The sequence below is a fragment of the Terrabacter koreensis genome, from assembly GCF_054783315.1.
Window position 1 is genome coordinate 1,396,270 of sequence record NZ_BAAGQU010000004.1, and the last position, 26,700, is coordinate 1,422,969.

General features: G+C 71.8%; 26 protein-coding genes. 16 read left to right on the forward strand and 10 right to left on the reverse strand.

The features are described 5' to 3' along the window. The 3 genes from ACYVNR_RS09255 (at window position 1) to ACYVNR_RS09265 (ending at window position 2,337) form a co-directional block, all read left to right on the forward strand. On the forward strand, window positions 1-249 hold the full coding sequence (locus tag ACYVNR_RS09255) for a DUF3046 domain-containing protein (protein ID WP_082080858.1): 249 nt from the start codon (window positions 1-3) through the stop codon (window positions 247-249). A 235-nt stretch (window positions 250-484) separates the two neighbouring features. After that, on the forward strand, window positions 485-1,516 hold the full coding sequence (gene recA / locus ACYVNR_RS09260) for a recombinase RecA (protein WP_458800815.1): 1,032 nt from the start codon (window positions 485-487) through the stop codon (window positions 1,514-1,516). A 2-nt stretch (window positions 1,517-1,518) separates the two neighbouring features. Then, entirely contained in the window at window positions 1,519-2,337 is an 819-nt protein-coding gene (locus tag ACYVNR_RS09265; RefSeq protein ID WP_461047835.1) for a regulatory protein RecX, read from the forward strand. Between the two features lie 120 nt (window positions 2,338-2,457). Here the strand turns inward: ACYVNR_RS09265 and ACYVNR_RS09270 are convergent, their stop codons facing one another. Further along, window positions 2,458-3,078, reverse strand: a complete 621-nt coding sequence (locus ACYVNR_RS09270; RefSeq protein WP_458800549.1) for a YceI family protein — start codon at window positions 3,076-3,078, stop codon at window positions 2,458-2,460. A gap of 184 nt (window positions 3,079-3,262) precedes the next feature. On the opposite strand from ACYVNR_RS09270, the gene miaB reads away from it, so the two are divergent. Genes miaB through dapF form a run of 4 tightly spaced genes read left to right on the forward strand, consistent with a single transcriptional unit; the run spans window position 3,263 to window position 7,351 of the window. Beyond that, the gene (gene miaB, locus ACYVNR_RS09275; protein WP_461047836.1) at window positions 3,263-4,825 is read left to right on the forward strand and encodes a tRNA (N6-isopentenyl adenosine(37)-C2)-methylthiotransferase MiaB; all 1,563 of its coding nucleotides are present in this window, start codon (window positions 3,263-3,265) and stop codon (window positions 4,823-4,825) included. 42 nt (window positions 4,826-4,867) lie between these two features. Continuing rightward, entirely contained in the window at window positions 4,868-5,482 is a 615-nt protein-coding gene (gene def, locus ACYVNR_RS09280) for a peptide deformylase (RefSeq protein ID WP_045190461.1), read from the forward strand. A 50-nt stretch (window positions 5,483-5,532) separates the two neighbouring features. Beyond that, window positions 5,533-6,498 carry a tRNA (adenosine(37)-N6)-dimethylallyltransferase MiaA gene (gene miaA / locus ACYVNR_RS09285; protein WP_461047837.1) on the forward strand — a complete coding sequence of 322 codons (966 nt, stop codon included), beginning with the start codon at window positions 5,533-5,535 and terminating at the stop codon, window positions 6,496-6,498. 1 nt (window position 6,499) lies between these two features. Then, on the forward strand, window positions 6,500-7,351 hold the full coding sequence (gene dapF, locus ACYVNR_RS09290; RefSeq protein WP_045190458.1) for a diaminopimelate epimerase: 852 nt from the start codon (window positions 6,500-6,502) through the stop codon (window positions 7,349-7,351). A 51-nt stretch (window positions 7,352-7,402) separates the two neighbouring features. Here dapF and ACYVNR_RS09295 read toward each other — a convergent pair whose 3' ends face one another. The 3 genes from ACYVNR_RS09295 to ACYVNR_RS09305 are packed head-to-tail and all read right to left on the reverse strand — an operon-like array spanning window position 7,403 to window position 9,678. Continuing rightward, the gene (locus tag ACYVNR_RS09295; RefSeq protein WP_461047838.1) at window positions 7,403-8,233 is read right to left on the reverse strand and encodes a nucleotidyltransferase domain-containing protein; all 831 of its coding nucleotides are present in this window, start codon (window positions 8,231-8,233) and stop codon (window positions 7,403-7,405) included. Continuing rightward, window positions 8,226-8,837, reverse strand: a complete 612-nt coding sequence (locus ACYVNR_RS09300) for a class I SAM-dependent methyltransferase (protein ID WP_461047839.1) — start codon at window positions 8,835-8,837, stop codon at window positions 8,226-8,228. The genes ACYVNR_RS09295 and ACYVNR_RS09300 overlap by 8 nt, the downstream gene beginning before the upstream one ends. Before the next feature lie 58 nt (window positions 8,838-8,895). Continuing rightward, window positions 8,896-9,678 (reverse strand): hypothetical protein, encoded by a 783-nt coding sequence (locus ACYVNR_RS09305; RefSeq protein WP_461047840.1) that lies wholly within the window; start codon window positions 9,676-9,678, stop codon window positions 8,896-8,898. A 97-nt stretch (window positions 9,679-9,775) separates the two neighbouring features. Between ACYVNR_RS09305 and hflX the strand changes: the two genes are divergently transcribed. The 3 genes from hflX (at window position 9,776) to ACYVNR_RS09320 (ending at window position 12,592) form a co-directional block, all read left to right on the forward strand. Further along, the gene (gene hflX, locus ACYVNR_RS09310) at window positions 9,776-11,281 is read left to right on the forward strand and encodes a GTPase HflX (RefSeq protein WP_045190453.1); all 1,506 of its coding nucleotides are present in this window, start codon (window positions 9,776-9,778) and stop codon (window positions 11,279-11,281) included. Between the two features lie 88 nt (window positions 11,282-11,369). After that, window positions 11,370-11,525 (forward strand): hypothetical protein, encoded by a 156-nt coding sequence (locus ACYVNR_RS09315; protein WP_458800538.1) that lies wholly within the window; start codon window positions 11,370-11,372, stop codon window positions 11,523-11,525. Continuing rightward, a complete protein-coding gene (locus tag ACYVNR_RS09320; RefSeq protein ID WP_461047841.1) occupies window positions 11,522-12,592 on the forward strand; it encodes a GNAT family N-acetyltransferase in 1,071 nt (356 codons plus the stop codon). Before ACYVNR_RS09315 ends, ACYVNR_RS09320 begins: the two co-directional genes overlap by 4 nt. Before the next feature lie 74 nt (window positions 12,593-12,666). Here the strand turns inward: ACYVNR_RS09320 and ACYVNR_RS09325 are convergent, their stop codons facing one another. After that, window positions 12,667-14,406 carry a formate--tetrahydrofolate ligase gene (locus tag ACYVNR_RS09325; RefSeq protein ID WP_461047842.1) on the reverse strand — a complete coding sequence of 580 codons (1,740 nt, stop codon included), beginning with the start codon at window positions 14,404-14,406 and terminating at the stop codon, window positions 12,667-12,669. Between the two features lie 576 nt (window positions 14,407-14,982). On the opposite strand from ACYVNR_RS09325, the gene ACYVNR_RS09330 reads away from it, so the two are divergent. Beyond that, the gene (locus tag ACYVNR_RS09330) at window positions 14,983-17,223 is read left to right on the forward strand and encodes an ATP-dependent DNA helicase (RefSeq protein WP_461047843.1); all 2,241 of its coding nucleotides are present in this window, start codon (window positions 14,983-14,985) and stop codon (window positions 17,221-17,223) included. Between the two features lie 6 nt (window positions 17,224-17,229). On the opposite strand, the gene ACYVNR_RS09335 is transcribed toward ACYVNR_RS09330, so the two are convergent. Then, window positions 17,230-18,219, reverse strand: coding sequence for a prohibitin family protein (locus ACYVNR_RS09335; RefSeq protein ID WP_458800532.1), 990 nt, complete (start codon window positions 18,217-18,219; stop codon window positions 17,230-17,232). A 62-nt stretch (window positions 18,220-18,281) separates the two neighbouring features. Between ACYVNR_RS09335 and holA the strand changes: the two genes are divergently transcribed. After that, the gene (holA, locus tag ACYVNR_RS09340; protein ID WP_045190445.1) at window positions 18,282-19,241 is read left to right on the forward strand and encodes a DNA polymerase III subunit delta; all 960 of its coding nucleotides are present in this window, start codon (window positions 18,282-18,284) and stop codon (window positions 19,239-19,241) included. A 209-nt stretch (window positions 19,242-19,450) separates the two neighbouring features. Further along, a complete protein-coding gene (gene rpsT, locus ACYVNR_RS09345; protein WP_045190444.1) occupies window positions 19,451-19,711 on the forward strand; it encodes a 30S ribosomal protein S20 in 261 nt (86 codons plus the stop codon). A 96-nt stretch (window positions 19,712-19,807) separates the two neighbouring features. On the opposite strand, the gene ACYVNR_RS09350 is transcribed toward rpsT, so the two are convergent. Next, complete coding sequence (locus ACYVNR_RS09350; protein ID WP_458800529.1) at window positions 19,808-20,332, reverse strand: type II toxin-antitoxin system PemK/MazF family toxin; 525 nt, start codon at window positions 20,330-20,332, stop codon at window positions 19,808-19,810. A 130-nt stretch (window positions 20,333-20,462) separates the two neighbouring features. On the opposite strand from ACYVNR_RS09350, the gene ACYVNR_RS09355 reads away from it, so the two are divergent. After that, window positions 20,463-21,692, forward strand: coding sequence for an MFS transporter (locus tag ACYVNR_RS09355; RefSeq protein WP_461047844.1), 1,230 nt, complete (start codon window positions 20,463-20,465; stop codon window positions 21,690-21,692). On the opposite strand, the gene ACYVNR_RS09360 is transcribed toward ACYVNR_RS09355, so the two are convergent. Then, window positions 21,673-22,026, reverse strand: coding sequence for a cupin domain-containing protein (locus ACYVNR_RS09360; RefSeq protein WP_461047845.1), 354 nt, complete (start codon window positions 22,024-22,026; stop codon window positions 21,673-21,675). The two genes, ACYVNR_RS09355 and ACYVNR_RS09360, sit on opposite strands and share 20 nt — an antisense overlap. Beyond that, entirely contained in the window at window positions 22,014-23,159 is a 1,146-nt protein-coding gene (locus ACYVNR_RS09365) for a M48 family metallopeptidase (protein ID WP_461047846.1), read from the reverse strand. Before ACYVNR_RS09365 ends, ACYVNR_RS09360 begins: the two co-directional genes overlap by 13 nt. Before the next feature lie 184 nt (window positions 23,160-23,343). Between ACYVNR_RS09365 and lepA the strand changes: the two genes are divergently transcribed. Both lepA and ACYVNR_RS09375 read left to right on the forward strand, forming a co-directional pair. Continuing rightward, window positions 23,344-25,188, forward strand: coding sequence for a translation elongation factor 4 (gene lepA, locus ACYVNR_RS09370; protein ID WP_461048299.1), 1,845 nt, complete (start codon window positions 23,344-23,346; stop codon window positions 25,186-25,188). A gap of 144 nt (window positions 25,189-25,332) precedes the next feature. Then, window positions 25,333-25,803, forward strand: a complete 471-nt coding sequence (locus ACYVNR_RS09375; protein ID WP_461047847.1) for a hotdog fold domain-containing protein — start codon at window positions 25,333-25,335, stop codon at window positions 25,801-25,803. A gap of 6 nt (window positions 25,804-25,809) precedes the next feature. Here ACYVNR_RS09375 and ACYVNR_RS09380 read toward each other — a convergent pair whose 3' ends face one another. Then, complete coding sequence (locus tag ACYVNR_RS09380; protein WP_052677219.1) at window positions 25,810-26,643, reverse strand: tyrosine-protein phosphatase; 834 nt, start codon at window positions 26,641-26,643, stop codon at window positions 25,810-25,812. Window positions 26,644-26,700 lie beyond the last annotated feature (57 nt).

Below are 26,700 nucleotides of genomic sequence, written 5' to 3' on the forward strand. Positions count from 1 at the left end.
GTGCGGATCAGCCACTTCTGGACCTTGATGGACGACGAGTTCGGGCCGGCGTATGCCGGGTCGCTGGCGCGTGACCACGTCATCGGCGCGCTCGGCAACCGCACCGTCGTCCAGGCGCTCGACGACGGAGAGGCGCCCCGGGCGGTCTGGGAGGCGCTCTGCGTCGACATGGACGTGCCGCCCGAGCGGAGGCTGGGCCGTGACGTGCGGGTGGCGCGCGGCGCCCAGGGAGGCCAGGTCGGCAGGTGACCGGCGTGTCGTCGCGACTTCGAACACGTGTTCGGTAATGTTCTCCACAGGTCCTGTGCCACCACCCGCATCGTCCACAAGCCGTCTGGTGGTCCCACCCGATGTCGGCGCCGGCACCTAACGTCTGACCTGACAGCGGATCTCCCAGTGCGATCCGTGCCCGGGTCGTAGGTAGACGACCGCAGCGCAGACGGCAGACTAGGAGCCCGACATGGCAGCCCCCCAGGCGAAGGCGATGGACAAGGACAAGGCGCTCACCTCGGTGATGGGCCAGATCGAGAAGAACTACGGCAAGGGCGCGGTGATGCGCCTCGGCGACGACGTCCGTCCGCCGATCGAGGTCATCCCGACCGGCTCGATCGCCCTCGACGTGGCCCTCGGCATCGGCGGCCTGCCCCGCGGACGCATCATCGAGGTCTACGGCCCCGAGTCCTCGGGCAAGACGACGGTCGCGCTCCACGCCGTGGCCAACGCCCAGCGGGCCGGGGGCATCGCGGCCTTCATCGACGCCGAGCACGCGCTCGACCCGGACTACGCCAAGAAGCTCGGTGTCGACACCGACGCCCTCCTCGTGTCGCAGCCCGACACCGGTGAGCAGGCGCTCGAGATCGCCGACATGCTGATCCGCTCCGGCGCCCTCGACATCATCGTCATCGACTCCGTCGCCGCGCTCGTGCCGCGCGCCGAGATCGAGGGCGAGATGGGCGACAGCCACGTGGGTCTGCAGGCCCGCCTCATGAGCCAGGCGCTGCGCAAGCTCACCGGCGCCCTCAACAACACCGGCACGACGGCGATCTTCATCAACCAGCTCCGCGAGAAGATCGGTGTCATGTTCGGCTCGCCCGAGACGACCACCGGTGGCAAGGCGCTCAAGTTCTACGCCTCGGTCCGCCTCGACGTGCGTCGCATCGAGACCCTCAAGGACGGCACCGAGCCCGTCGGCAACCGCACCCGCGTCAAGGTCGTCAAGAACAAGGTGTCGCCGCCGTTCAAGCAGGCGGAGTTCGACATCCTCTACGGCCATGGCATCTCGCGCGAGGGCGGCCTCATCGACATGGGCGTCGAGCACGGCTTCGTCCGCAAGGCCGGTGCCTGGTACACCTACGAGGGCGACCAGCTCGGTCAGGGCAAGGAGAACGCCCGCAACTTCCTCAAGGACAACCCCGACCTCGCCGACGAGATCGAGAAGAAGGTCAAGGAGAAGCTCGGCGTCGGGCCGCGCGTCGACATGCCCGCCGAGGTCGCGGACGTGCCCGTCGACTTCTGATCGTGCCGGCACACGAGTCACCGCAGGAACGTCTGGCCCGCGCCGCGGCCGCCCTCGCCGAGGCGCAGGGTGTCGTCGAGGCGCGGGCCGCCGCGTCCGACGACCCTCCTCCGTCGCGCAAGCGCACGGGAGGGGCGGCCCGGGCCGGGCGGCGACCTGCTCGCGCTGAACCACGGCGTGGCGGCGCCGCGCGCCGCACCGGGTGGGCTGCGGCCGACTCCGCGGAGCGGCCCGACTGGGCCGTGCCCGTGGACGAGGCGCCCGTCGACACCGCGCCGGCGGGGGAGCGTCGCCCCTGGACGCCACCGCCCGACGACGTCGAGGTCGAGGTCCCCGAAGCCGACGCGGAGTCGGTGGCCCGGGCCATCGTGCTGCGCCAGCTGAGCATGGCGCCGCGCAGCCGGGCCCAGCTCGAGCGCAAGCTGCGTCAGCGTGGCTGCGACGACACGGTCGCAGCCAAGGTCCTCGACCGCATGACCGAGGTGGGGCTCGTCGACGACGAGGCCTACGCCCAGATGCTGGTGCGGTCGCGTCAGGCCGGCAAGGGTCTCGCGCGTCGGGCGCTGGCGCACGAGCTGCGCAAGCAGGGCATCGACCAGGAGGTCGCCGACGAGGCGCTCGGCCAGGTCGGGGTGAACGACGAGCGCCTGCGTGCCGAGCAGCTCGTCGCCAAGAAGCTGCGCTCGATGCGCGGCCTGCCCCCGGAGGTCCAGGCCCGCCGCCTGGCCGGCATGCTCGCGCGCAAGGGTTACTCCGGTGAGGTGGCCTGGCCTGTCATCCGGGACGGCGTCGACGGCCTGCCCGAGCACCGGCGCGACTGAGACTTCTGGCGCGACTCGCTGCGGGGCGGTGTGGCCGCTGCACGGTCTGCGGGTCCCGGGAGAGCACAAGGGGGTGAGGACCTTTCGGTCCCCACCCCCTTCGGGTGTGGTGCTGGAGGCTCAGGCCTGCGCGGGCACGACGGCGATCGCCGAGATGTCGAACTCGAGCTTGACCTTCTCGCTCACGAGGACGCCGCCGGTCTCGAGGGCGGCGTTGAAGGAGAGGTTCCAGTCGGTGCGGTCGATGGTGGTCTCACCCTCGAAGCCGACGCGGGTGTTGCCGAACGGGTCCTTGGCCGAGCCGGTCTCCTCGAAGGGCACCGTGATCGACTTGGTGACGCCGTTGATCGTCAGGTCGCCGGTGATGGCCCACTCGGAGCCGTCGCGCTCGACGTTCGTCGAGACGAAGGTGATCTGCGGGTAGTTGGCGACGTCGAAGAAGTCGGGGGTCTTGAGGTGACCGTCGCGCTGCTCGTTGTGCGTCGTGACGGAGGCGGCCTCGATGACGACCTTGACCGAGGAGTTGGCCGGGTTCGCGGTGTCGACCGTGGCCGAGCCCTCGAACTGCTCGAAGTTGCCGCGGACCTTGGTCACCATCGCGTGACGGGCCGAGAAGCCGATACGGGTGTGGCTCGGGTCGAGCGTGTAGTCACCGGAGATGTCGGAGACGGCGACGGAGGCGACGGCAGCAGGCTCGACGGCCTCGTTGGAGTCGGACTTGGTGCGGTTGAAGAGACCCATGGGGAGCGTCCTTTGACGTAGGTGGTTAAATGTTCAATCACTATGATGCCGGGGTTTGGTTGAACTGTCAAGCACCTGGGTCAACTGGCTCGACCCGTGGGGTATTCCCGGTGCCGCCGCATCTCGGCTGATGCGCCGCGGCCGGCCGTCGTCTCCCGGCGCACGCCGTACCCTTGTCGGTGCCATGACTATGCAGACCTCCGCGCAACAGCCCGTCACCTCCGAGAGCCGCACGGGCAGGACGTACGACGTGCGCACCCACGGGTGCCAGATGAACGTCCACGACAGCGAGCGCCTCGCGGGGCTCCTCGAGACCGCCGGCTACGTCGACCTCGCGAGCCTCCCTGCCGAGGAGCGGCCCGCGGTCGCCGACGTCGTCGTCTTCAACACGTGTGCCGTGCGCGAGAACGCCGACAACAAGCTCTACGGCAACCTCGGCCAGCTGCGTCCGGCCAAGCTCGCGAACCCCGACATGCAGATCGCCGTCGGCGGCTGCATGGCGCAGAAGGACCGCGGCACGATCGTCAAGCGTGCGCCATGGGTCGACGTCGTCTTCGGCACCCACAACATCGGCTCGCTGCCCGCGCTGCTCGACCGTGCGGCGCACAACAAGCGTGCCGAGGTCGAGATCCTCGAAAGCCTCGAGGTCTTCCCCTCGACGCTGCCCACGCGTCGTGACTCGGCCTACAGCGCCTGGGTGTCGATCTCGGTCGGCTGCAACAACACGTGCACGTTCTGCATCGTGCCGAGCCTGCGCGGCAAGGAGCAGGACCGCCGCCCCGGCGAGATCCTCGCCGAGATCGAGGCGCTCGTGGCGCAGGGCGTGGTCGAGGTGACCCTCCTCGGGCAGAACGTCAACACCTACGGCGTCGAGTTCGGCGACCGCCTCGCGTTCGGCAAGCTGCTGCGCGCCTGCGGCGAGATCGAGGGCCTGGAGCGGGTCCGGTTCACCAGCCCGCACCCGGCCGCCTTCACCGAGGACGTCATCCTCGCCATGGCCGAGACGCCCAATGTCATGCCGAGCCTGCACATGCCGCTGCAGTCCGGCTCCGACAAGGTGCTGAAGGACATGCGCCGCTCGTACCGCAGCACGAAGTTCCTCGGCATCATCGAGAACGTCCGGCGCCACATCCCCGACGCCGCCATCACGACCGACCTCATCGTCGGCTTCCCCGGTGAGACCGAGGAGGACTTCCAGGGCACCCTCGACGTCGTGCGCGAGTCCCGCTTCTCGAGCGCCTTCACCTTCCAGTACTCCATCCGTCCGGGCACGCCCGCCGCGACGATGGAGCACCAGGTGCCGAAGGCGGTGGTGCAGGAGCGCTTCGAACGCCTCATCGCGCTCCAGGAAGAGGTCAGCTGGGCCGAGAACCGCACCCTCGAGGGCCGTGAGGTCGAGGTGCTGGTCGCTCCCTCCGAGGGCCGCAAGGACTCCGAGACCAAGCGTCTGTCGGGTCGCGCTCGAGACAACCGGCTCGTGCACTTCGCGGTGCCGGCGGGTGCGGAGGTGCCGCGGCCCGGCGACATGGTCACGGTGGCCGTGACGTACGGTGCGCCGCACCACCTCGTCGCCGACTCCGGCATCGAGGGTGGCACGTATGCCGTCCGGCGCACTCCCGGGGGCGACGCGTGGGCGGCGCTCCAGGACGCCCCGCAGGGCTCGGGCAAGCCGGCGGTCAGCCTCGGTATGCCGTCGATCGGCCGTCCGGCGGCCGCGCCGGTCACGCCTGGGTGCTCGATCGCCTGAGCCGGTTCGGGACCTCTCGCCCCCTCGTGCTTGACTTGGCGCATGACTGTGCGACCCATCGTCATCACGGGTGAGCCCGTCCTGCACCGTTCGGCCGCCCTCGTGACCGAGTTCGACGAGGACCTCAGGACCCTCGTCGAGGACATGTACGAGACGAACGTCGCCGCCAACGGTGTCGGGCTCGCCGCGCCGCAGGTGGGGGTCGGGCTCCGGGTCTTCATCTGGAAGATGGCCAACGAGGACGGCGTGCCCGAGCAGGGCCACGTCATCAACCCGACCGTCACGACGTCGAAGATCCCGCAGGAGCGCCCCAACCCCGACGAGGAGACCGAGGGGTGCCTCTCGGTGCCGGGCGAGGCGTTCCCGCTCAAGCGCGCCGACCGTGCGCACGTCGTCGGCCTCGACCTCGACGGCAACCGTGTCGAGTTCGACGCGACCGGCTGGTTCGCGCGCTGCATGCAGCACGAGTACGACCACCTCAACGGCACGCTCTACGTCGACCGGCTCGACGAGCGCCAGTCGAAGAAGGCACGCAAGGCCGTCAAGCGCAACGGGTGGGGCAAGCCCGGCCAGTCGTGGCACCCCGGTGTCGACCGCGACCCCTTCGGGCACGACGACGAGCAGAGCGACGAGCACGCCGACGAGCTCATCGGCTGAGTGCCCTCGGTGGTCCACCGTCTGACGCCCGCCGTCCTGCGAGGCCCCAGGTGAGCACTGCGCCCCTCGCCGACCCGGCCGCACCCATCGTGGCGGTCGTCGGGGCGACCGCCACGGGCAAGTCCGACCTCGCTCTCGACCTGGCCGAGCGCCTCGGCGGCGAGGTCGTCAACGCCGACGCCATGCAGTTCTACCGGGGCATGGACATCGGCACCGCCAAGCTGGCCGTCGCCGAGAGGCGCGGCATCGCCCACCACGAGCTCGACGTCCTCGACGTCACCGAGGACGCCAGCGTCGCGGCCTACCAGGAGGCTGCCCGTCGTGACTTCGCGGCCATCACGGCACGCGGCCACCGACCCGTGCTCGTCGGCGGCTCCGGCCTCTACGTCAGGGCTGCGCTCGACCGGCTCGAGATCCCGCCGACCGACCCCGGGGTGCGGTCCCGGCTCGAGGCCGAGGCGGAGGCGTTGGGCGGTGACGTCCTGCATGCACGTCTCAAGGCCGCCGACCCGCAGGCAGCCGCCACGATCCTCCCCGGCAACGTGCGACGTGTCGTGCGCGCGCTCGAGGTCGTCGAGCTGACCGGTCGCCCGTTCAGCGCCTCGATGCCGAAGCGCGAGCTGCTTTCTCCCGCGGTCCTCCTCGGTCTGCGCGTCGACCGGCGGGTCCTCGACGAACGCATCACCCACCGCGTGGACCGCATGTGGGAGCAGGGCCTGCGCGACGAGACCGAGATGCTCCTGGGCCGCGGGCTCAGGAGCGGGGTCACCGCGAGCCGGGCCATCGGCTACAGCCAGGCGATCGCCGTCATCGACGGTCGGCTCGACGAGGTCGGGGCCCGGCTCGACACCGCGCAGGCCACCCGACGCTATGCCCGTCGGCAGGAGTCGTGGTTCCGCCCCGACCCGCGCATCGTGTGGCTCGACGCGCTCGCCGACGACCTGCTCGACCAGGCTCTGGGCGCGATCAGCGCGGCGGGTGCGGAGGCGTCGCACGCCATGCCGGAGAATGGCTGACATGACACGCTTCGCCAAGGGCCACGGCACCGAGAACGACTTCGTCCTCGTCCCCGACCTCGAGGGATCGCTCGAGCTCACGCCGGCCCAGGTGCAGCGGATCGCCGACCGCCACGCCGGACTCGGCGCCGACGGCGTCATCCGCGTGGTGCGCACCGCGCACGCCACCGACGAGGCCGTCCGCGCCCAGGCGGCCGAGGCGGAGTGGTTCATGGACTACCGCAACGCGGACGGCTCCCTGGCCGAGATGTGCGGCAACGGCACCCGCGTCTTCGCCGAGTTCCTCCGTCGCGAGGGGCTGGCCTTCGGGTCGAGCTTCTCCATCGCCACCCGAGCCGGCGTCAAGACGGTGCGCGTCGTCGAGCAGGGGTATGCCGTCGACCTCGGCCCGTGGCGGCTCGCCGACGAGGAGGGTGCGCGCCGCGACGGCTTCGACATCATGGTGCGTCCACGCCACGGCAAGCCCGTGCCGGCCCTGTCGCTCGACCTCGGCAACCCGCACGCGGTGGTCATGCTGCCCGAGGGGATCGCCCTCGAGAACCTCGACCTCTCCGAGGCGCCGCAGCTTCACCCCGAGCCGGCCGGCGGCGCGAACGTCGAGTTCGTCCGCGCGGTCGGGCCGGGCCACATCGAGATGCGCGTCCACGAGCGCGGCGTCGGCGAGACCCGGTCCTGCGGCACCGGGGCCGCGGCCGCGGCTCTCGCGACGCGCTTCTGGTCCGGGGTCGAGGACCTCAGCCCCTGGACGGTCGACGTGCCCGGCGGTCGTCTGACCGTGACGCCCCTGCCGGGTCAGCGGGTCGAGCTGGCCGGCCCAGCCGCTCTCGTCGCCGATGGCGACTTCCCCCTCTGACCCTCCGGACCCCAGACCGGCGTTGGGTCGACGGCTCGTCGGAGCGGCGGGTCACCGCGACCCGGCGGCGTCCGCTTCGTCCGTCGCCTCTGCGGGCTGCGCAGGGTCCCGGGCTCCGGGATCGGTGCCGACCAGCCGGTGACCCTCGAAGAGCGGGCCTCCATGGCGAGCCAGCACCTCGTCGGCGAAGGCGAGCAGGAGCGACACGTCACCCGCCGCCGCCGTGACGAGCGCCTGCTCGTGGCGAGCAGCCCAGCCGGTGTTCCTGTGGTCCCCGGTGCCGCCGCCTCCTGCGGCGTCCTCGGTGCGGTCGAGGTCGGCCAGCTCGCGGGCGACCCACTTGCCCCGACCCCACCAGTGGCCCGAGCCGTGCAGCAGCAGCCGCGCACTCTCGTCGGCGAGGAGAGTCGCGCTGACCAGGCGCTCGTGGCCGTCGTGCGCGTGGGTGACGTCGTCGAGGAGGTCGGTGACGGCATACCGCAGGGTCGCGAGGTCGTCCCCGGAGAGCCGGGACGGGCCCTCGGCCAGGAGGGCGCGGGCCGTGGTCTGCCACTGGGCGCCGCTGCCGTCGGTGTCGCGCAGCAGCACGGAGCGCCCGACGAGGCGCGGCATCGTCGGACGGCCCGCGCGCACGTCCTGCCGCAGGTAGTGCCCGAGCGAGGTGTCGGTGTGCACGAAGAGCTCGACGGGCCAGCCCCGGAACCGTCGCGAGTCGCGGTAGGGCGCCGGCGGCCCGCCGAGGAGCACCGTGACGTCGAGGTCCGAGCCGGGCGTCGCCGACCCGAGCACGACGCTGCCGCCGAGCCAGGCAGCCCGGGCATCGGGGAACCACAGCTCGACGAGCGCCCTGGCGTCGTCGACGGCCGCCGTGGGCTCAGGCACGGCGGACCTCGAGGATGCGGAAGGCCTTCGCCGACGACAGGCGCGTGCAGACCAGGCCCCAGTCCTGCGCGTTGAGCCACTTCTGCAGGGAGTCGGAGCCGAGGTGCTTCTGCACGACGAGGTACGCGACACCATCGTCCGAGAGGCGGGGCAGCCATCGCTCGAGCAGGGCGTGCAGGGCGGCCTTGCCGACGTGGATGGGCGGGTTCGACCAGATCGTGGCGAAGCGCAGGTCGTCCGGCACCTCGTCGGGCTCGCAGAAGGTGATCGAGTCGGCGCCGGCCGCCGCCGCGTTCGCGCGGGCCAGGTCGAGCGCACGGCGGTTGACGTCGACGCCCCAGACACGCGCACCGGGGGAGCGCAGCGCCAGGGAGATGGAGATGGGCCCCCAGCCGCAGCCGATGTCGAGCAGGTCTCCGGTGGGGCTCGGGTCCGGCACCCCTGCGAGCAGGACCGTCGTTCCCGGGTCGAGGCGGTCGGGGCTGTAGACGCCGCGCGCCGTCGTCAGCGTGAGACGGCGGCCCTCGAGGGTCACCTCGATGCTGCGCCGCTCCTCCGGCGTAGCCGGCTCGGCGCTGAAGTAGTGGTCGGTCGGGTCGCTCATCACGGCCACCGTATCGGCGTGGGTGCGCTCGCGCCCCACCTGCTCCGGTGGGCGGCTGTCAGCTCCGTCGCCGGGCGGCGAGCGCCGCCCACGACCTCGTCCAGCGGCTCGGCGCCATCAGGACCCCCACGACGAGGGCGCCCCACCAGAGCGCCTCGGCGCGCCAGCTCACCGCGCCGCCGATGTCCACGCCGAGGAGCACGAGGGCGACGACTCCCGACACCGCGAGGGTCACGTCGAGGCGTCCGGCCCGGCGGCGCAACAGCGACCGGAGGGAGGCCGCCCCGAAGGACAGCCCCATGACTCCGCCCCACAGCCCGACCATGACCGTGGTGGATCCGTAGGACAGCGTGTCGACCCGCTTCGCCCCGACCATGAACGCGACCGGGTCCTTCCCCCAGTAGAGCGCTGTCGTGGGCTCGCCGCCGAGCAGACGCGCAAGGTCCGGCGGCCACCGGGAGGTGTCGTAGGGGTTGTCATCGGCGAAACGCACGTACGCGTCCGGGCGACCAGCATCGGGGGTGAAGCGCCACTCGCCGCGGCTGAACCGTCCGGTCACGCGGCCGGGCACCGGCACGAAGCACGCGTCCGTGCGGGCCGCCCCCACCTGCTCCGTCGTGCACGTGCGCGCGCCGAGCATCGCGTCGCCGCGCTGCCACGCGTACGGCGTGTACGCCAGGCCGGCGACGCCGATGACGAGCAGGGCGACGCAGCCGCACCACGTGAGAAGGTCTCGGCCCGAGCGCCCCGGCCTCCCGGGAGCGCCGGCCGACGCGGTGCGGCGCGCCCAGTGGTCGACCACCGGGCCGGAGTCGTGCGGGTGGTTCGTCGGGCCGGCCATCGCCGCCACCGTACCCGGCGCGGGAGGCGTTCTCGTGCGAGGTGCGGGCACAAACGAGTGGCCCGTGGCGTTGGACCTTTGGGACCATAGGGAGAACATGACGAGCAACCACAGCAACCACACCAGCGACTCCGCTCGCGGCACCGACCGCGAGCGCCACCTGTTCGGCACCCGCGCCACCGCGCTGGCTGCTGACGACCTCGAGACCGACGGGGCCCAGTTCCCCCTCTACGACGGTGACCAGCTCGAGCGCGAGGAGCGTGCGGCGCTCCGGCGGGTCCAGGGCCTTTCGACCGAGCTCGAGGACATCACCGAGGTCGAGTACCGCCAGCTGCGCCTCGAGCGTGTCGTGCTGGCCGGTGTCTGGACCGAGGGCAGCGCCGAGGACGCCGAGAACTCGATACGCGAGCTCGCGGCGCTCGCCGAGACCGCGGGTTCGACCGTGCTCGAGGGTGTCATCCAGCGGCGCCAGCGCCCCGACCCCGCCACGTGGCTCGGCAAGGGCAAGGCCGTCGAGCTGCGCGACATCGTCGTCGCCGAGGGTGCCGACACCGTGATCTGCGACGGTGAGCTGGCGCCCAGCCAGCGACGCGCGCTCGAGGACGTCGTCAAGGTCAAGGTCATCGACCGCACTGCGCTGATCCTCGACATCTTCGCCCAGCACGCCAAGAGCCGCGAGGGCCGCGCCCAGGTGGAGCTGGCCCAGCTGCAGTACCTGCTGCCGCGCCTGCGTGGCTGGGGTGAGTCGATGTCCCGGCAGGCCGGTGGCCGCGTCGCCGGCGGTGAGGGCATCGGTTCCCGTGGCCCCGGTGAGACGAAGATCGAGCTCGACCGGCGCCGCATCAACACCAAGATCGCCAAGCTCCGCCGTGACATCAAGGGCATGAAGACCAGCCGCGACACGAGGCGCCAGTCACGCCGCGTCGGTGGCGTCCCGTCGGTCGCGATCGCCGGCTACACCAACGCCGGCAAGAGCTCGCTGCTCAACCGGCTCACCGGTGCCGGCGTGCTCGTCGAGAACCAGCTGTTCGCGACCCTCGACCCGACGGTGCGCCGCACCGAGACCGAGGACGGCCGCGTCTACACGCTGGCCGACACCGTCGGCTTCGTGCGCAGCCTGCCGCACCAGCTCGTCGAGGCGTTCAGGTCGACGCTCGAGGAGGTCGGCGACTCCGACCTGCTCCTGCACGTCGTCGACGGCTCGCACCCCGACCCGGAGGGGCAGATCACGGCCGTCCGGGGCGTGCTCGCCGAGGTCGGTGGCGACCAGATCAAGGAGATCATCGTCGTCAACAAGGCCGACATCGCCGACCCTGAGGTGCTCGACCGACTGCGCCGCCACGAGAAGCACTGCGTGACCGTGTCGGCGCGCACCGGCGAGGGTCTGGCCGAGCTGCGGGCGCTCATCGCCGACGAGCTGCCCAAGCCCGACATCGAGGTCGAGGTGCTCGTGCCCTACGACCGCGGCGACCTCGTCTCGCGCCTGCACGACGAGGCCGAGATCCTCGAGAGCGAGCACGTCGCCGACGGCACCCGGGTGCGCGCGAAGGTCACGCCGGAGATCGAGGCCGACCTCACGGCATACGTCGTCGTCGCGAGCTGAGCGGCCCGCCGACGCACCACGGCCCTTCTCGACACGACGCCCGGCGGGTCACCCGCCGGGCGTCGGTGCTGTCGGAAAGGATGGGTTCATGGCTCTCGAGATCCCCTGCCCCTACTGCGGCACGCAGATGTACGCCGAGCAGGCGCACAACCGCTGTCCCGCGTGCCTCTACATCGAGCCGTGCTGCGACGGCGCCCCCCTGGCCGTCTGTGAGACGCGGGCGCCCGAGCGCCGGTCGCAGTGACCGCGACGGGGGACCCGCCGGGAGCGTGGGTCACGACCGAGCGGGTCGTCCTGCGGCGGCCGCAGGCCGACGACCTCGACGACTACGTGCGGCTGCACACCGACCCCCGCACCTACGCGCACGCCCCGGCGACCATGCCGAGCTCCGAGCGGTGCCGCGACCGTCTCGCGGCCGACCTGGCCGACTGGGAGACCTCCGAGCTCGGGTATGCGGCTGTCGTCGACCACGCGACCGGCGAGGTGATCGGGTGGGCGGGCCTGCGCCACAAGGACTCCGACGGCGGCGCCCTCAACCTCTACTACCGGCTCGCGCACGACCGGCTGGGTTCGGGCCTCGGGAGGGAGATCTCCCGCGCTCTCGTCGCGTGGGGTGTCGAGCACCGTCCTGACACCGTCGTGACCGCGATGGTCGACACCGCCAACACGGCCTCGCTGCGCACGGCCACGCGCGCGGGGCTCGTGCAGGTGGGCACTCGTTCGTCCAGGGACGACGTCGACGGAGAGCCGATGGCATACCTCGAGGCCCCCAGGGTGCGGGTGCTGCCGGCAGCGGCGGTCGACGACGTCCGCGGCGACGTCGTGGACCTGTGGGTGCGCGTCAACGACGCCGGCGGCTCCGTCGGGTTCCTGCCGGGCGCCCCGGCCACCGAGGTCGCCGCCGCGCTCGACCGGCACCTCGACGAGGTGAGGGCCGGGCGCTCGCTGCTCTGCGTGCTCGTCGACCCCGGGTCCGGGAGCCTGCGCGGGCTCGGGTTCTGGGAGCACTCGCGCGGCTTCCCGTACGCCCACGTGGCCGGCCTGAAGCGGCTCATGGTCGACCCGTCGGCGCAGGGCAGGAACCTCGGCCGCATCCTGCTCGGCGGCATGGTCGGCGTCGCGCGCCGCGAGCTGCCGTGGGTCGAGCTGCTCCGGCTCGACTACCGCGACGGGCTCGGCCTCGGCGCCTTCTACGCGAAGGCCGGCTGGGCCGAGGTCGGGCGCGTCCCGAGGGGCCTGCGGCTGAGCGCCACCGACTACCGCGACGACGTCGCCATGGCCCGTCGCGTCGACGGGGGCCCGCTCCGCTGAGCGGCGTGGCGACCGCCGGCCCGTCGTCAGGACAGCGCGTCGTCAGGACAGCGAGTCGTCAGCACAGCGCGTCGTCAGGACAGCCCTTTCGTCGAACCGTCCTCGCGGATGTCGATCCGCTCGGCGTTCGGCGACTTCGGCAGACCGGGCATGGTCCGCATGTCGCCGCAGATCGCGTAGACGTAGCCGGCGCCCACGGCGGCCCGCACCTCGCGCACGGGCAGCCGCCAGCCCGTCGGCGCCCCCTTGAGCGTCGGGTCCGACGAGATGGACAGGTGCGTCTTGGCGATGACGACCGGGAGGTTGCCGAAGCCGAGCCGCTCGTACTCCTTGAGGGCCTTGGCGGCCGCGGGGCTGACATCGATGCCGTCGGCGCCGTAGATCTCGGTGGCGATCGCCTCGATCTTCTCGGCGAGCGGGAGCTCGAGCGGGTAGAGGAACCGGAAGTCCGAGGGCTCGTGGGCTGCGTCGACGACGGCCCGCGCCAGCTCACGCCCGCCGGCCCCGCCGTCGGCGACGTGGGTGGTCACCGCGCAGCGGACACCCAGCTCGTCGCACAGTGCGCGCACCACGTCGTGCTCCGAGTCGTGGTCGGTCGGGAAGGCGTTGATGGCGACGACGGGCCGGATGCCGAAGCGCTGGATGATCTCGATGTGCTTGCGCAGGTTCGGCAGGCCCGCCGTGACCTCCTGCGGGTCCTCGTCGAGCAGGCCCTCGGGCAACGGCCGGCCCGGCTTGATCGTCCAGTGGCCGGAGTGGGCCTTGAGCGCGCGCACCGTGGCCACCAGGACCGCCGCGTCGGGCACGAGGCCGCTGACCCGGCACTTGACGTCGAAGAAGCGCTCGGCGCCCATGTCGGCCCCGAAGCCGGCCTCGGTGATGACGTAGTCGCTGCCGCGCACCCCGACGAGGTCGGCGATGACGGACGACGTGCCGGTGGCGATGTTGCCGAACGGACCGCAGTGCACGATCGCCGGTCCGCCTTCGAGCGTCTGGAGCAGGTTCGGCTTGAGGGCGTCGCGGAGGATCACCGCCGTGGCTCCCGCCGCGCCGAGGTCGTCGGCGGTGACGCTCTTGCCCTCCACCGTGTAGGCGACCACGATGCGTCCGAGCCGCAGCCGCAGGTCCTCGAGCGAGGTGGCCAGCGTCAGCAGCACCATGACCTCGCTGGCGGCGGTGATGTCGAAGCCGGTCTGGCGCACGAGCCCGTCGTCGCGCGAGCCGATGCCCACGATGACGGTGCGCAGCGCGCGGTCGTTGACGTCGAGCACGCGTCGCCAGGTGATGTTGCGCACGTCGATGCCGAGCTTGTTGCCCTGGTGCAGGTGGTTGTCGACCATCGCCGCCAGCAGGTTGTGCGCGGCCGTCACCGCGTGGAAGTCGCCCGTGAGGTGCAGGTTGAGGCGTTCCATCGGGACGACCTGGCTGTAGCCGCCCCCGGCGGCGCCGCCCTTGATGCCGAAGGTGGGGCCCATCGAGGGCTGGCGCAGGCACACCACGGCCCGGCTGCCCGTGCTCGCCAGCGCCTGCGCCAGCCCGACCGACGTCGTGGTCTTGCCCTCCCCGAGCGGCGTCGGGGTGATGGCCGTGACCACGACGTACTTCGCGCGGTTCTGCTCGCCCGGCCGGTGCTGCGCGGGCGACGTGTCCTGCCGGGCCGATCGGTCGAGGACGCCGAGGTCGATCTTGGCGACGTCGCGGCCCCAGGGCTCCAGGTGTTCCTCGCTCACACCGAGGTCGGCGGCCACCTCGACGAGCGGCCGCAGGGTCGCCGCGGCGGCGATGTCGAGGTCAGTGGGCATCTTTGCGCTCATACCTCGATGGAACTCCCGGGCGGCCGCTCGTGGGGCGCAATCGGGGGATGCGCGGCCGTGATGTCGGTCCCACCGCCGGTGCGCGCCAGTGAGGAGCCGAGTGCCGGCTCCCGACCGCGGGGGGTGGTCGGGAACCGGCACCGTTCTCCGGCACTTCACGGGGGGAGTGAGCCAGGGGGGAGGGCTCGAGCAGTGCCGGGGAGGTCCGAGCTCCGAGGGGCCGAGCTCGCACGTCGAGCGTCAGGGACGGGGAGGCCTGCACGACCTGTGGGGGAGCGGTTCGGGAGCAACGCGGGAGTGACCTGGTTCGCGTCGAGCCGGCTGCATGACTCGGCGGAGGGCGTCTGTCGGTGACGTGGCCATCGCGTGTCTCCCTCGAGGTCGAGCGGAGCATCAGGATCACTGACACCTTCAGGGTAGGCCCGTGGGGGCGCTCCCAGTCACTGTCTCTTGGTACTAGTACCGGCCCGCCCCGGCCCCTCCGGACGGGCCCGAGACGGACCGGGTCGACCCCCGCGCACGACTCACGCGGGACACCGCGCACGAGGGCCCGGCTCGGCGGCATACGCTTTCCCGATGGCCCAGCGACCCGCGCTCGACGAACTCCTCCACGCCGCGGTGTCGGGGGTCGGCGGCGCGGAGCGTCCCGGTCAGGTCGAGATGGCGCAGGCCGTGTGGAAGGCCGTCGAGAGCGGAGAGCACCTGCTCGTGCAGGCCGGCACCGGCACCGGCAAGTCCCTGGCCTACCTCGTGCCGGCGGTGGCGCACGCTTTCGAGGCCGGCAAGCCGGCCGTGGTTGCGACCGCCACGCTCGCCCTGCAGGGGCAGATCGTCGACCGCGACATGCCGCGGGTCGCCGACGCAATCGCACCCGTGCTCGGCCGGCGTCCCACCTACGCCCTGGTCAAGGGACGGCGCAACTACGTGTGCCTCAACAAGCTCGAGGGCGGTTTTCCCGACGAGGAGGACGGCCTGCTCTCGGTCGGGCAGGTCGACGCCGGCGTCGGCCGTCTCGGCCAGGAGGTGGTGCGGCTACGCGAGTGGGCCTCGACCACCGACTCCGGCGACCGTGACGAGCTCGTGCCCGGCGTCTCGGAGCGGGCCTGGCGCCAGGTGTCCGTGTCGGCCCACGAGTGCATGGGCGGCAAGTGCCCGCTCGTCGCCGAGTGCTTCGTCGAGCGTGCCCGGGCCGCCGCGCAGGACGTCGACGTCGTCGTGACCAACCACTCCTTCATGGCGATCGACTCGTTCGAGGGTCGCCAGATGCTGCCCGAGCACGACGTGCTCGTCGTCGACGAGGCCCACGAGCTCGTCGACCGGGTGACCGCCACCATCACCGACGAGCTCACCGGCACCATGGTCATGACCGCGGCGAAGAAGGCCGGGCGCATGTCCGACAACACGGCGGCTCTCGACGAGGCGGGCGAGCTGCTCGCGCAGGCGCTCGAGCCCCTCGAGGAGGGACGCATGCTCGGCGTCCCCGACTCCGTGGGTCTGGCGCTCGCGCGGGTGCGCGACACGGCCCGCGTGGTGCAGAGCGACCTCAAGCCGCCGCCCGGGCAGGAGTCCGACGGTGCGCGCCAGGTCGCGCGCGCCGCCGTCGACGAGGTGCACGAGAACGCCGAGCGCATCCTGGAGGAGCGCGAGCTCGACGTCGTGTGGCTGAACCGCGACCAGCGCCGCGGGCCGGTGCTGCGGGTGGCCCCGATGAGCGTCGCGATGCTGGTGCGCGACAAGGTGTTCGACGCGCGCACCGTCGTGCTCACGTCGGCGACCCTCGAGCTCGGTGGCACCTTCGACGCGGTCGCCGGCACGATCGGCCTTCGGGGTGAGGGGGCGCCGAAGTGGCAGGGGCTCGACGTCGGCAGCCCGTTCGACTACCCCAAGCAGGCCATCGCCTACGTCGCGGCCCACCTGCCGCCGCCGGGCCGCGACGGCGCCGGCGACGACACCCTCGACGAGATCGAGCAGCTGGTCCGCGCGGCCGGTGGGCGCACCCTCGGGCTGTTCTCGTCGATGCGTGCCGCCCAGACCGCGGCCGAGGTCATGCGGGCGCGTTTCGGTGACGACATCCCCGTCCTGTGCCAGGGCGAGGACCAGATCACGACGCTGGTGCGCCAGTTCGCCCGCGACCCGCGCACGTGCCTCTTCGGCACGCTGACGCTCTGGCAGGGCGTCGACGTGCCGGGCTCGTCGTGCCAGCTCGTCATCATCGACCGCATCCCGTTCCCGCGCCCCGACGACCCACTCGCGTCGGCACGCTCGCAGGCCATCGCCCGCATGGGCGGCAACGGCTTCATGGCCGTGTCGGCGACCCACGCCGCGCTGCGTCTCGCCCAGGGCGCCGGGCGGCTCGTGCGCCGCGCCGACGACCGCGGCGTCGTCGCGTTCCTCGACTCGCGGATGATGACGGCGAGGTATGCCGGCTTCCTCCAGCGCTCGCTGCCGCCCTTCTACCCGACCACCGACAAGAAGATGGTGCTGGCCGCGCTCGAGCGGCTCGACGCGATGGCCCCCCCTCCGGTCCCGGTGGCGGAGCCGGCGCTGCGGTCGCTCACGGGTGCTCGCGCCGACGCCGACGGCACGGAGCACCCGAGACCGGTGGCCGGTCCGCCGCCGGTCGCCCCGTCGACGCGCAACGCCGTGACGTCGGGCCACGCATGGACCGACGAGCAGGACGAGGAGCTGCGCGACGCCGCGGAGTCGGGCATGCAGCTCGACGAGCTCGTCGACCACTTCGAGCTGCCCGAGGAGACCATCCGGGCGAGGGTCGAGCAGCTCGGCCTGACCCTCGCCTCGGGCGCCCTTTTCGACTGAGGCCTGCTACTGGCTCTTGGTGGACGATCCCGGGACGGCCGGGAGCTGGAGCAGGTTCTGCGTGCCCTGCGGGACGACGATGAGCGAGTCGCCGTGCTCCTTGAGCATGTCGATGTACTTGCTCATGAGGACCTGCTCGTTGAGGCGGTTCTGGCACTTGTCCGAGGTGACCGGCACGACCTTGACGGCCGTGACCTCCTTGCCGTTGATGACCTCCTTGACCTGGGTCGAGGTGGCACCGCAGCGGATGATCTGGTCGGCGTCGGAGGTCGCCTGCGCCTCGGTCTTCGTGATCTCGGCCTTGGCGAGCGCGGTCTGCAGGTCGGCCTTGGCCGCCTCGGCGTTGGCGAGCGAGCTCTGGACCTTGTCGTAGTTGGCCTGCACGTTCTGGTCGAGGGTGATCGCGCGCGGGTCGACCTGCTCGACGGTCACGCCGACCTCGCCGAGGCGCTTCTCGAGACCCTCGGTGATGCGCTGGGCGAGCTGTCCACGGGACTGGCGCACCGCGGCGGCGGCGAACGTCGTCGGGGCGTCGCGCGTGACCGACGAGACGCCCGGAAGCACCGCACGGGCGATGAAGGTCTCCTGGTCGGGGTACTGCCGGATGATCTCGGGCAGCTTGCCCGGGTTGAGGGAGTAGCGGATCGTGACGTCGTAGGCGACGGTCGCGTTGTCGCTCGTCACGGTCGAGACCCGGCCGCCGTCCTCGTCGAGCGAGATGGTCTGGTTGCGGATGTCGAACCTGATGAGGTCCTGCCACGGGGCCTTGAGGTGGATGCCGGTGGCGCTGATGGCCTCGTCGCCTACCGTTCCGAACGTCTTGGTCACGGCGGCCTCGCCGGCGTCGAGCCGGTAGTACGAGGCGCTCGCCACGAGGAAGAGTGCGATCCCGAAGGGGATCACGGCGTAGCGGCTCAGCTTCTTCGGATGGTCCTTGAGGCGGAGCAGGACGAGACCGACGGCGGCGAGCACGAGGGCGAGGACGAGGGCGAACATGACCTTCACTTCCACGGGGACGGGCGGCCCGGCTGTCGGGACCGCATGGCACAGTTGACGCCATGACCGACCCGGCCGTTCCGCCCTTCGTGCTCGTGACCGGACCGGAGGGAGTTCTCGTCGAGCGCGCCGTCGCATCGGTGCTGCACGCGGCCCGCGAGGCCGACGCCGAGGTCATCCGCATCGACCCCGCAACCTACGAGTCCGGGGCGCTGCAGATGCACGCCAGCCCGTCCCTCTTCGGCGGCGCCAAGACCATCGTCGTGCGTGACCTGCACGAGTCACCCGACGAGCTGCAGCTCGACCTGCTCTCGCTCCTCGCAGCGCCCGACCCCGACGTGGGGCTCGTCGTCGCCCACGGCGGCGGCATGAAGGGCAAGAAGGTCCTCGACACGATGAAGAAGGCGGGGGCGCGCGTCATCGACTGCCCCGCCGTCAAGACCGACCGCGACAAGACCGACTTCGTCCTGAAGGAGTTCGCGGCAGCCCGGCGCAAGATCACGAGCGAGGGGGTGCGCGCGCTCATCGAGGCGGTCGGCAAGGACGTCCGCGAGCTCGCGGCCGCCTGCTCCCAGCTCGTCTCCGACACCGAGGGCACCGTCGACGACGCCGTCGTCGACACCTACCACGGAGGCAAGGTCGAGGCCACGGGCTTCCGGGTCGCCGACGCCACGATCGCCGGGCACTCCGGCGAGGCGCTGCGCCTGCTGCGGCACGCCATCGCCACCGGCGTCGACCCCGTGCCGATCGTCGCCGTGATCGCCTCGCAGCTGCGCCAGCTGATCAAGGTCGGCGCAGCCGGTCGGGGCAGCTCGGGCCAGCTCGCCAAGAGCCTGGGCATGGCGCCCTGGCAGGTCGACAAGGCCCGACGCGCCGTGGGTCACTGGAGCGCCGACGGCCTGGCGGTCGCCGTCCAGGCCGTGGCGGCGGCCGACTTCGAGGTCAAGGGCGGTGGCCGCGACCCCGTGTATGCCGTCGAGCGGGCCATCCTCACGATCGCGCGGGCCCGTGCCGCCCGCTGAGCGGGGTCCGCGGCCCCGGACCCGACGGCAGGCGGCCGGTTTGGTCGCGCACGGCCGCCGCTGGTAACTTTGGGCGTCGCGTGCGCGCTCAGGTCGTGCGCGCACGTCTGCAGCACCCAGAGCTGCTCACGCAGGGTGTCCCCACGCCCGGTCCCGAGCAGCTTTGCCGCCCTCTAACGGCAACCATCCGACCGAACGAAAGAACACACGTGGCAAACATCAAGTCGCAGCTCAAGCGCATCAAGACGAACCGCACGCGCACCGAGCGCAACAAGGCCGTCAAGAGCGAGCTCCGCACCTGGGTCCGCAAGGTCCGCGAGGCTACTGCCTCCGGCGACAAGGACGCCGCTGCCGAGGCCCTCAAGACCGCCTCGAAGAAGCTCGACAAGGCTGTCTCCAAGGGTGTCATCCACCAGAACCAGGCCGCCAACAAGAAGTCGGCGCTGGCGAAGAAGGTCGCGTCGCTCTGACACGGCCGCCCACAGCGTGATCGGGCCCGTCACCTCACGGTGACGGGCCCGATCTGCGTCTCGGGGACGGAGGGCGGGCTCGACCGCGTCCGGCGCTCAGCCCCGGTGGTGCGCTCGGACGGCGGAGACGACCTCGTCGTAGCGGTCGCGGGGGAGCACCGCACCCTCGCGGCGGACGCCGTCGGGGTCGACCCGCACGAGCCGGTTGACACGCACCTCGCTGGGCCGGCCCTGCCGGTCCCATGCACCGGAGCCGATGTCGACCCACTCGCGGCCCGAGCGCCGCTCCTGCTGCTCGTCGCGGTCGTGGTCCTTGCTCGTCAGAGGTAGGCCCACGAGCCACTCGCCGTCGCGGCCGACGATGAGGACGGGCCGGTCCTTGCCCTGGGAGTGGTCCTCCTCGTAGGGCACCCACGTCCACACGATCTCGCCGGGGTCGGGGCGACCGTCGGGCTTCGGCGCGTAGGCCGCGTCGGGCAGCCGTGTGGCGTCACCCGGGTAGCCGGCCTCCGACGGCCGACCTGCGCGGACCCTCGCGTCCTGGCGTCTGGCAGGGGCTGTCGACGTGCCGCGCACGAGGCCGCGCAGCCGGCCGAGGAGGCGCTCGAAGGTCGTGGGCATGGGAATCACCGTAGCCGCGACGCCGTTACCGTTGGGGCCGACACCGGGTCGACGGCGATCCGAGACACCAACCGCCAGGCGCCGTCGCGCGCCGCTGGACGCCGACCTGCCGAGACCCCGGAGACCATCTGTGAGCCCCGTCGCCCGCCGCACCACCCTTGCCATCCTCGCCCTCGCGGTCGGGGGCTTTGCGATCGGGACCACCGAGTTCGTGACGATGGGCCTGCTGCCGCAGATCGCCGACGGCACCGGCGTCGACATCGCGACGTCGGGGCACTACGTCTCGGCGTACGCGCTCGGCGTGGTAGTCGGGGCTCCGCTCATCGCCGTCGTCTTCGCTAAGGTGCCGCGCAAGGGCCTGCTCATGGGCCTCATGGCGTTCTTCGCCGTCGCGCACCTGGCGATCGCGGCGGCCGACACGTACCCCACCGTGATGGCCGCGCGCTTCCTCGCCGGTGTGCCGCACGGCGCGTTCTTCGGCATCGGCTCCGTCGTCGCAGCCTCGCTCGTGTCGCACCAGCGGCGCACCGCCGCCGTCGCCGCGATCCTCGGGGGTCTCGGCGTCGCGAACGTCGTGGGCGTGCCGGTGGCCACCCTTCTCGGGCAGCGCTTCTCGTGGCACCTGCCCTACCTGCTCGTGGGCCTCGTCGCCGCGGTCACGGTGGGCGCGATCGCGATCTGGCTGCCCCACCAGCCGCCGAGCGGCGAGGAGTCGATGCGCACCGAGATGCGGGCCCTGCGCCGGCTCCAGGTCTGGCTGGCCCTGCTGGTCGGTGTCGTCGGCTTCGGCGGCATGTTCGCGATGTACTCCTTCATCACGCCGACGATGACCGAGCTCGCCGGCCTGGAGGAGAGCCACATCCCGTGGGTGCTCGCGGCCTACGGCGTCGGCATGGTCGTCGGCATGGTGCTGAGCGGTCGCGTGGCGAACCGCGTCGGCGTGCTCAACGGCATCATCGGGGCGCTCGGGCTCATCGCGCTCCTGCTGGGTGTCTTCGGGTTCGCGGCTCGCACGCTCTGGCTCGCGGTCGCCCTCGTCTTCGTGCTGGGGTTGCTGCCCTCGATCGTCGTGCCCCTGCTGCAGACGCGCCTCATGGACGTGGCGCACGAGGGCCAGTCGCTCGCGGCGGCACTCAACCACTCGACGCTCAACACGGCCAACGCGCTCGGCGCCTGGCTGGGATCTCTCGTGCTGGCCGCCGGCTGGGGCTACGGCGCGCCGAGCCTCGTCGGGGCCGGTCTCGCGGTGCTCGGCGTCGGGGTGGCCGTCGCCTCGGCACTGGTGGAGCGGCGCGGCAGCGCCGCGGCCGCCCCGGTGGCACCCGCTCAGCGGGCAGCCGTCACTCCAGCCACTCGGTGACGAAGCGCTCGTTCGCGTGGATGTGCACTGCCTCGTAGCCCCCCGAGCCGGTGCGGAAGCGGTGCGGGGTGTCGGCAGGGACGACGAGCACCTGCCCGGCCCTGCCGACGATCTCGCGCGCGTCCTCGCCGGCGCCGACGGTGAAGGTGGCCGAGCCGCGTCTGATGATGAAGGTCTCGGCATACGGGTGCTGGTGCAGACGCGGGCCGACGCCCGCCTGCGTCGTGGACTCGAGGATGATGCTGATGCCGGCGCCGCCGGGCAGCTCCTCGTAGTTCTCGGTCCAGTCCTCGCCGTCCTCGCGCCCGTCGGCGCGGCTGATCAGGGTCTCCACCGGTCGTCCTCTCTCGTGGGGTCGGTCGGGAGCGGGTCGCCCGCCCCGTCCTCACGTCGAACCGACGCGTCGTGGTTCGACACGGCATGACCGAGGGGCGGTGCTGAGCCGTCCACGGGAGACGTGTGGTCGACGACCGGTGAGCCGACGGCCCCCGCGTAGGCGTAGCCGCCGGTCACCGCCTGCCGCTCGGGAGCGGGGAGGGCCGTGGGCGTGAAGCCGACCATCGCGGGCAGCGCGTACGTGCCGGGAGTGGCCGGCTCGCCCCACAGCCACGGCTCTCGGGGGCGCCAGAGCAGGCGGCCCGGACGGCGCCGGTCACGCAGGGCGTGCATGCGCCAGAGCAGCACCGGGTGGCTGGCGGCGGCGTTGGTGACCCACACGAAGAAGCCGGGCTCGGTGACGGCCCGGTCGGCCATCGCGTCGACGTCGACGGACCGGCCGAGGTACTTGCCGCCGGCGAGCGTCGCCATGGCCGAGCGCGCGCCGTGCGGCACGAGCGCGTGGCCGTAGTTGTCGGCGGTGTACTCCTGGGCCCGGCTCAGGGTCGAACCGACGAGCGGGATCCACTGCGACGCGAAGGTGCCGAGGATGCGCCAGTAGCTCGTGTGACCGGCGGCGATGTGGCCCACCTCGTGCGCGATGACGAACCGCAGGGCGTCGGGCTCGCGCGCCGCGCCCCCGACCTCCAGCAGGTCGCTGTTGACCATGACGAAGTGACGGAAGCCGTGGCCCGAGGCGGCCGCGTTGATGACCCCGTTGCCGAGCACGACGTACGCGTCGGGCACGTACGAGAGGCCCGCGCGGGCCGCCGCGTCGAGCAGCATCGCGTACGCCTCGGGGAACTGCTCGGGCGTCAGCCGGATGCCGTTCAGGCGCTGCATGGCCCACAGCTGGCCGCGGGCGAACCATACGAGCAGCGGCGCGAAGATCAGGGCGAGGGCGTAGACGTCGGGCGTGCGGTCCTCGTCGAAGGCGAGGAGCACCTCGCCGAAGGCCGCGACGAGCAGCAGCAGCGACGTGATGATCGCGATGACCAGCGTGAGGATCTCGCGCGGGTGGCGCACGTGACGCCGCAGCGGCAGGTGCGATCCGGGCGCCACGGGCAGGGCCTGCATGGGTTGGGCACGCATGCGCGCCATTGTCCGTCACCACGACGCGAGGGGTGTGAGCGGTGCACCCGCAAAGCATGGGAGACTGTGCTGATCTCGGCGGCGCGTCGCCAAAGCGACGGCGCGCTCGGTCCCCACCCGACCGGCACCACCGATCCGCCTGACCTGTCCACTGACTCTGCGAGGTTCGTCCCACGTGTCGCCCATGGCCCGCTCCGCGTTGGCACCCAACGCAACGCCGCCGGACCTGATCCGCAACTTCTGCATCATCGCGCACATCGACCACGGCAAGTCGACGCTGGCCGACCGCATGCTGCAGCTCACCGGCGTCGTCGACTCGCGCGCCATGCGCGCGCAGTACCTCGACCGCATGGACATCGAGCGCGAGCGCGGCATCACCATCAAGAGCCAGGCGGTGCGCATGCCGTGGGAGCTCGAGGGCACCACGTACGCGCTCAACATGATCGACACCCCCGGGCACGTCGACTTCACCTACGAGGTGTCGCGTTCGCTGGCCGCCTGCGAGGGCGCGATCCTGCTCGTCGACGCCGCCCAGGGCATCGAGGCCCAGACCCTCGCGAACCTCTACCTCGCGATGGAGAACGACCTCACGATCATCCCGGTGCTCAACAAGATCGACCTGCCGGCCGCCCAGCCGGAGAAGTACGCCGAGGAGCTCGCCAAGCTCATCGGCGGCGAGCCCGAGGACTGCCTCAAGGTGTCGGGCAAGACCGGCGAGGGCGTCGAGCCGCTGCTCGACACGATCGTGCGCCAGCTCCCGGCCCCGACGGGCGACGCGAGTGCCCCGGCCCGCGCGATGATCTTCGACTCGGTCTACGACACCTACCGCGGCGTCGTCACCTACGTGCGCGTCGTCGACGGCAACCTCAACCCGCGCGAGCGCATCGTCATGATGTCGACGAAGGCCACCCACGAGCTCCTCGAGATCGGCGTCATCAGCCCCGAGCCGGTGCCCTCCAAGGGGCTCGGCGTCGGCGAGGTCGGTTACCTCATCACCGGCGTCAAGGACGTGCGCCAGTCGCGCGTCGGCGACACCGTCACGAACGCGAGCAAGCCGGCCAGCAAGGACCTCGGCGGCTACCGCGACCCCAAGCCGATGGTCTTCTCCGGCCTCTATCCCATCGACGGCTCGGACTACCCCGACCTGCGCGAGGCGCTCGACAAGCTCAAGCTCAACGACGCTGCGCTCGTCTACGAGCCCGAGACGTCTGCCGCGCTCGGCTTCGGCTTCCGGTGCGGCTTCCTCGGCCTGCTCCACCTCGAGATCGTGCGCGAGCGGCTCGAGCGTGAGTTCAACCTCGACCTCATCTCGACCCAGCCGAACGTCGTCTACGACGTGACGATGGACGACGGCAAACAGATCCACGTCACCAACCCGAGCGAGTTCCCCGAGGGCAAGGTCTCCGAGGTGAGCGAGCCGGTCGTGCGGGCCACGGTCCTCGCGCCGAGCGAGTTCGTCGGCGCCATCATGGAGCTCTGCCAGCAGAAGCGCGGCAACCTGCGCGGCATGGACTACCTCTCCGAGGACCGCGTCGAGATGCGCTACACGCTGCCGCTCGCCGAGATCGTCTTCGACTTCTTCGACCAGCTGAAGTCGCGCACGCGTGGCTACGCCTCGCTCGACTACGAGCCCGACGGCGACCAGGTCGCCGACCTCGTCAAGGTGCAGATCCTGCTCCAGGGTGAGTCGGTCGACGCGTTCAGCGCCATCGTCCACAAGGACAAGGCCTACGCGTACGGCGTCATGATGGCCGGCAAGCTCAAGGACCTCATCCCGCGCCAGCAGTTCGAGGTGCCGATCCAGGCCGCCATCGGCTCGCGCATCATCGCCCGAGAGAACATCCGCGCGATCCGCAAGGACGTGCTCGCCAAGTGCTACGGCGGCGACATCAGCCGCAAGCGCAAGCTGCTCGAGAAGCAGAAGGAGGGCAAGAAGCGGATGAAGATGGTCGGCCGGGTCGAGGTGCCGCAGGAGGCCTTCGTCGCTGCCCTCTCGAGCGACGGCGACGCGGGCAAGACGAAGAAGTAGCGCGCACAAGGGCGCTCACGGTCGTACCGTGGATACCACGGCCGGAGTGTGGGTGCGTCGTACGCGTGGCCGTCTGGGCGGCGATCCGACCGCCGCCCGGACGGCTGCGTGGCGCGAGAGCCTACCCGTCGGTAACCTTGCGCCATGGTCGACGCCTACGCGCTGTATCGCCGTCTCGAGCACGTGCCACTGGGCAAGCGGGTGTTTGCGCTCGCGTTCAGCGCGGCGGCGCCCTACTTCCGGTCCGTGCGGCCCCGGGTCGTCGAGGTCGAGCCCAACCGGGCCGTCGTCGTCGTGCCGAAGCGGCGCCGGGTGCAGAACCACATCGGCACCGTGCATGCGATCGCCGCGTGCAACGGGCTGGAGGCGGCCATGGGCCTGCTCGCCGAGGCGAGCATCGCCCCCACCCACCGCTGGATCCCGCGGGGGATGGACGTGCGCTACCTCGCGAAGTCGACCAGCGACCTGACCTGCACGGCCGTGACCGATCCCGCGGCGTGGGCGCCCGCCGAGGGTGCCGCGTCCGAGGTGCCGGTCACCGTGACGGCGACGCGTGCCGACGGGGTGGTCACGGTCGAGGGGACGATCCACCTCTACGTGAGCCCGCGCTCCTGAGGGTCGTCAGGTCGAGAGCAGCTTGCGCCGCATCCGCTCGGTGTCGGCCGCGGTCCAGCCGTGGGCGCTCAGCCAGCCGAGCGGACCGTCGTAGCGCTCGTCGAGCGTCGCGAGCAGCATCCGCATCGTCTCGGTGGTCGGTGACTGCTGCGCCACCGTCTTGTCCTTGAGGTTGTCGGCGTAGGCAGGCTTGGCCCGCAGGCGGTCCATGATCGCGGCGACCCGTTCCGCGGAGGCGGCGAAGTCGGCGACGACGAGCTCGTCGGGCACCCCGACCACCTTGAGCGCGAGACCCACGACGGTGCCGGTGCGGTCCTTTCCGGCGGCGCAGTGGACCACCGCGGCGCCACGGCTCGAGGCGATCGCGTGGAGGGCGGCCAGGACCGAGTCCGGGCGCTGGGCGAGGTAGCCGAGGTAGTGCTCCGACCAGAACTGCTCGTGGCTGCGCCGGTGCTCGGCCTCCGCCTCTGCGGCTGCGGCCGCTGCGGCGGCCTCGCGTCGCTCGTCGGTCTCCCACGGCAGGGCGCGCTCGGCGGCGGGGATGCCCGACTCGGCGGTGTCCTCGCGGTAGAGCGTGTGGTGGTGGTGCGTCACACCGTCGACGGCGAGCAGCGGACCCTCGCCCTCCTTCGCGACCTCGACGTGGGTGCGCAGGTCGACGATGTCGGAGACCTCGTAGGTCCGCACGAGCGCGTCGACCGCCTGCGGCGTCAGGTCCTGGAGGTTGTCCGAACGCAGCAACCGGTGCGGGCGCACCTCGTCGCCGCTGCTGGTCACCATCCCGCCGAGGTCTCGCATGTTGACGACGCCGTCGAGCTCGATCCAGTTGGGGCGGTACACCCTTGCACCCTAGGCGACGGTGCTGAGGGTCTGGCAGCCGCCACCGGGCATGACCTG

Bases quoted from the DNA above. Each gene is read 5' to 3' on its own strand.
- ACYVNR_RS09335 (WP_458800532.1), bottom strand. From the start codon at position 18,219: ATGTTCGCCCTCGTCCTCGCCCTCGTGCTCGCCGCCGTCGGTCTCGTC.
- ACYVNR_RS09315 (WP_458800538.1), top strand. From the start codon at position 11,370: ATGGCTCTCGAGATCCCCTGCCCCTACTGCGGCACGCAGATGTACGCC.
- miaB (WP_461047836.1), top strand. From the start codon at position 3,263: ATGACTATGCAGACCTCCGCGCAACAGCCCGTCACCTCCGAGAGCCGC.
- ACYVNR_RS09300 (WP_461047839.1), bottom strand. From the start codon at position 8,837: ATGAGCGACCCGACCGACCACTACTTCAGCGCCGAGCCGGCTACGCCG.
- def (WP_045190461.1), top strand. From the start codon at position 4,868: ATGACTGTGCGACCCATCGTCATCACGGGTGAGCCCGTCCTGCACCGT.
- ACYVNR_RS09375 (WP_461047847.1), top strand. From the start codon at position 25,333: ATGGTCGACGCCTACGCGCTGTATCGCCGTCTCGAGCACGTGCCACTG.
- holA (WP_045190445.1), top strand. From the start codon at position 18,282: ATGACCGACCCGGCCGTTCCGCCCTTCGTGCTCGTGACCGGACCGGAG.
- dapF (WP_045190458.1), top strand. From the start codon at position 6,500: ATGACACGCTTCGCCAAGGGCCACGGCACCGAGAACGACTTCGTCCTC.
- ACYVNR_RS09330 (WP_461047843.1), top strand. From the start codon at position 14,983: ATGGCCCAGCGACCCGCGCTCGACGAACTCCTCCACGCCGCGGTGTCG.
- ACYVNR_RS09350 (WP_458800529.1), bottom strand. From the start codon at position 20,332: ATGCCCACGACCTTCGAGCGCCTCCTCGGCCGGCTGCGCGGCCTCGTG.
- ACYVNR_RS09365 (WP_461047846.1), bottom strand. From the start codon at position 23,159: ATGCGTGCCCAACCCATGCAGGCCCTGCCCGTGGCGCCCGGATCGCAC.
- recA (WP_458800815.1), top strand. From the start codon at position 485: ATGGACAAGGACAAGGCGCTCACCTCGGTGATGGGCCAGATCGAGAAG.
- hflX (WP_045190453.1), top strand. From the start codon at position 9,776: ATGACGAGCAACCACAGCAACCACACCAGCGACTCCGCTCGCGGCACC.
- ACYVNR_RS09305 (WP_461047840.1), bottom strand. From the start codon at position 9,678: ATGGCCGGCCCGACGAACCACCCGCACGACTCCGGCCCGGTGGTCGAC.
- lepA (WP_461048299.1), top strand. From the start codon at position 23,344: ATGGCCCGCTCCGCGTTGGCACCCAACGCAACGCCGCCGGACCTGATC.
- ACYVNR_RS09325 (WP_461047842.1), bottom strand. From the start codon at position 14,406: ATGAGCGCAAAGATGCCCACTGACCTCGACATCGCCGCCGCGGCGACC.
- ACYVNR_RS09270 (WP_458800549.1), bottom strand. From the start codon at position 3,078: ATGGGTCTCTTCAACCGCACCAAGTCCGACTCCAACGAGGCCGTCGAG.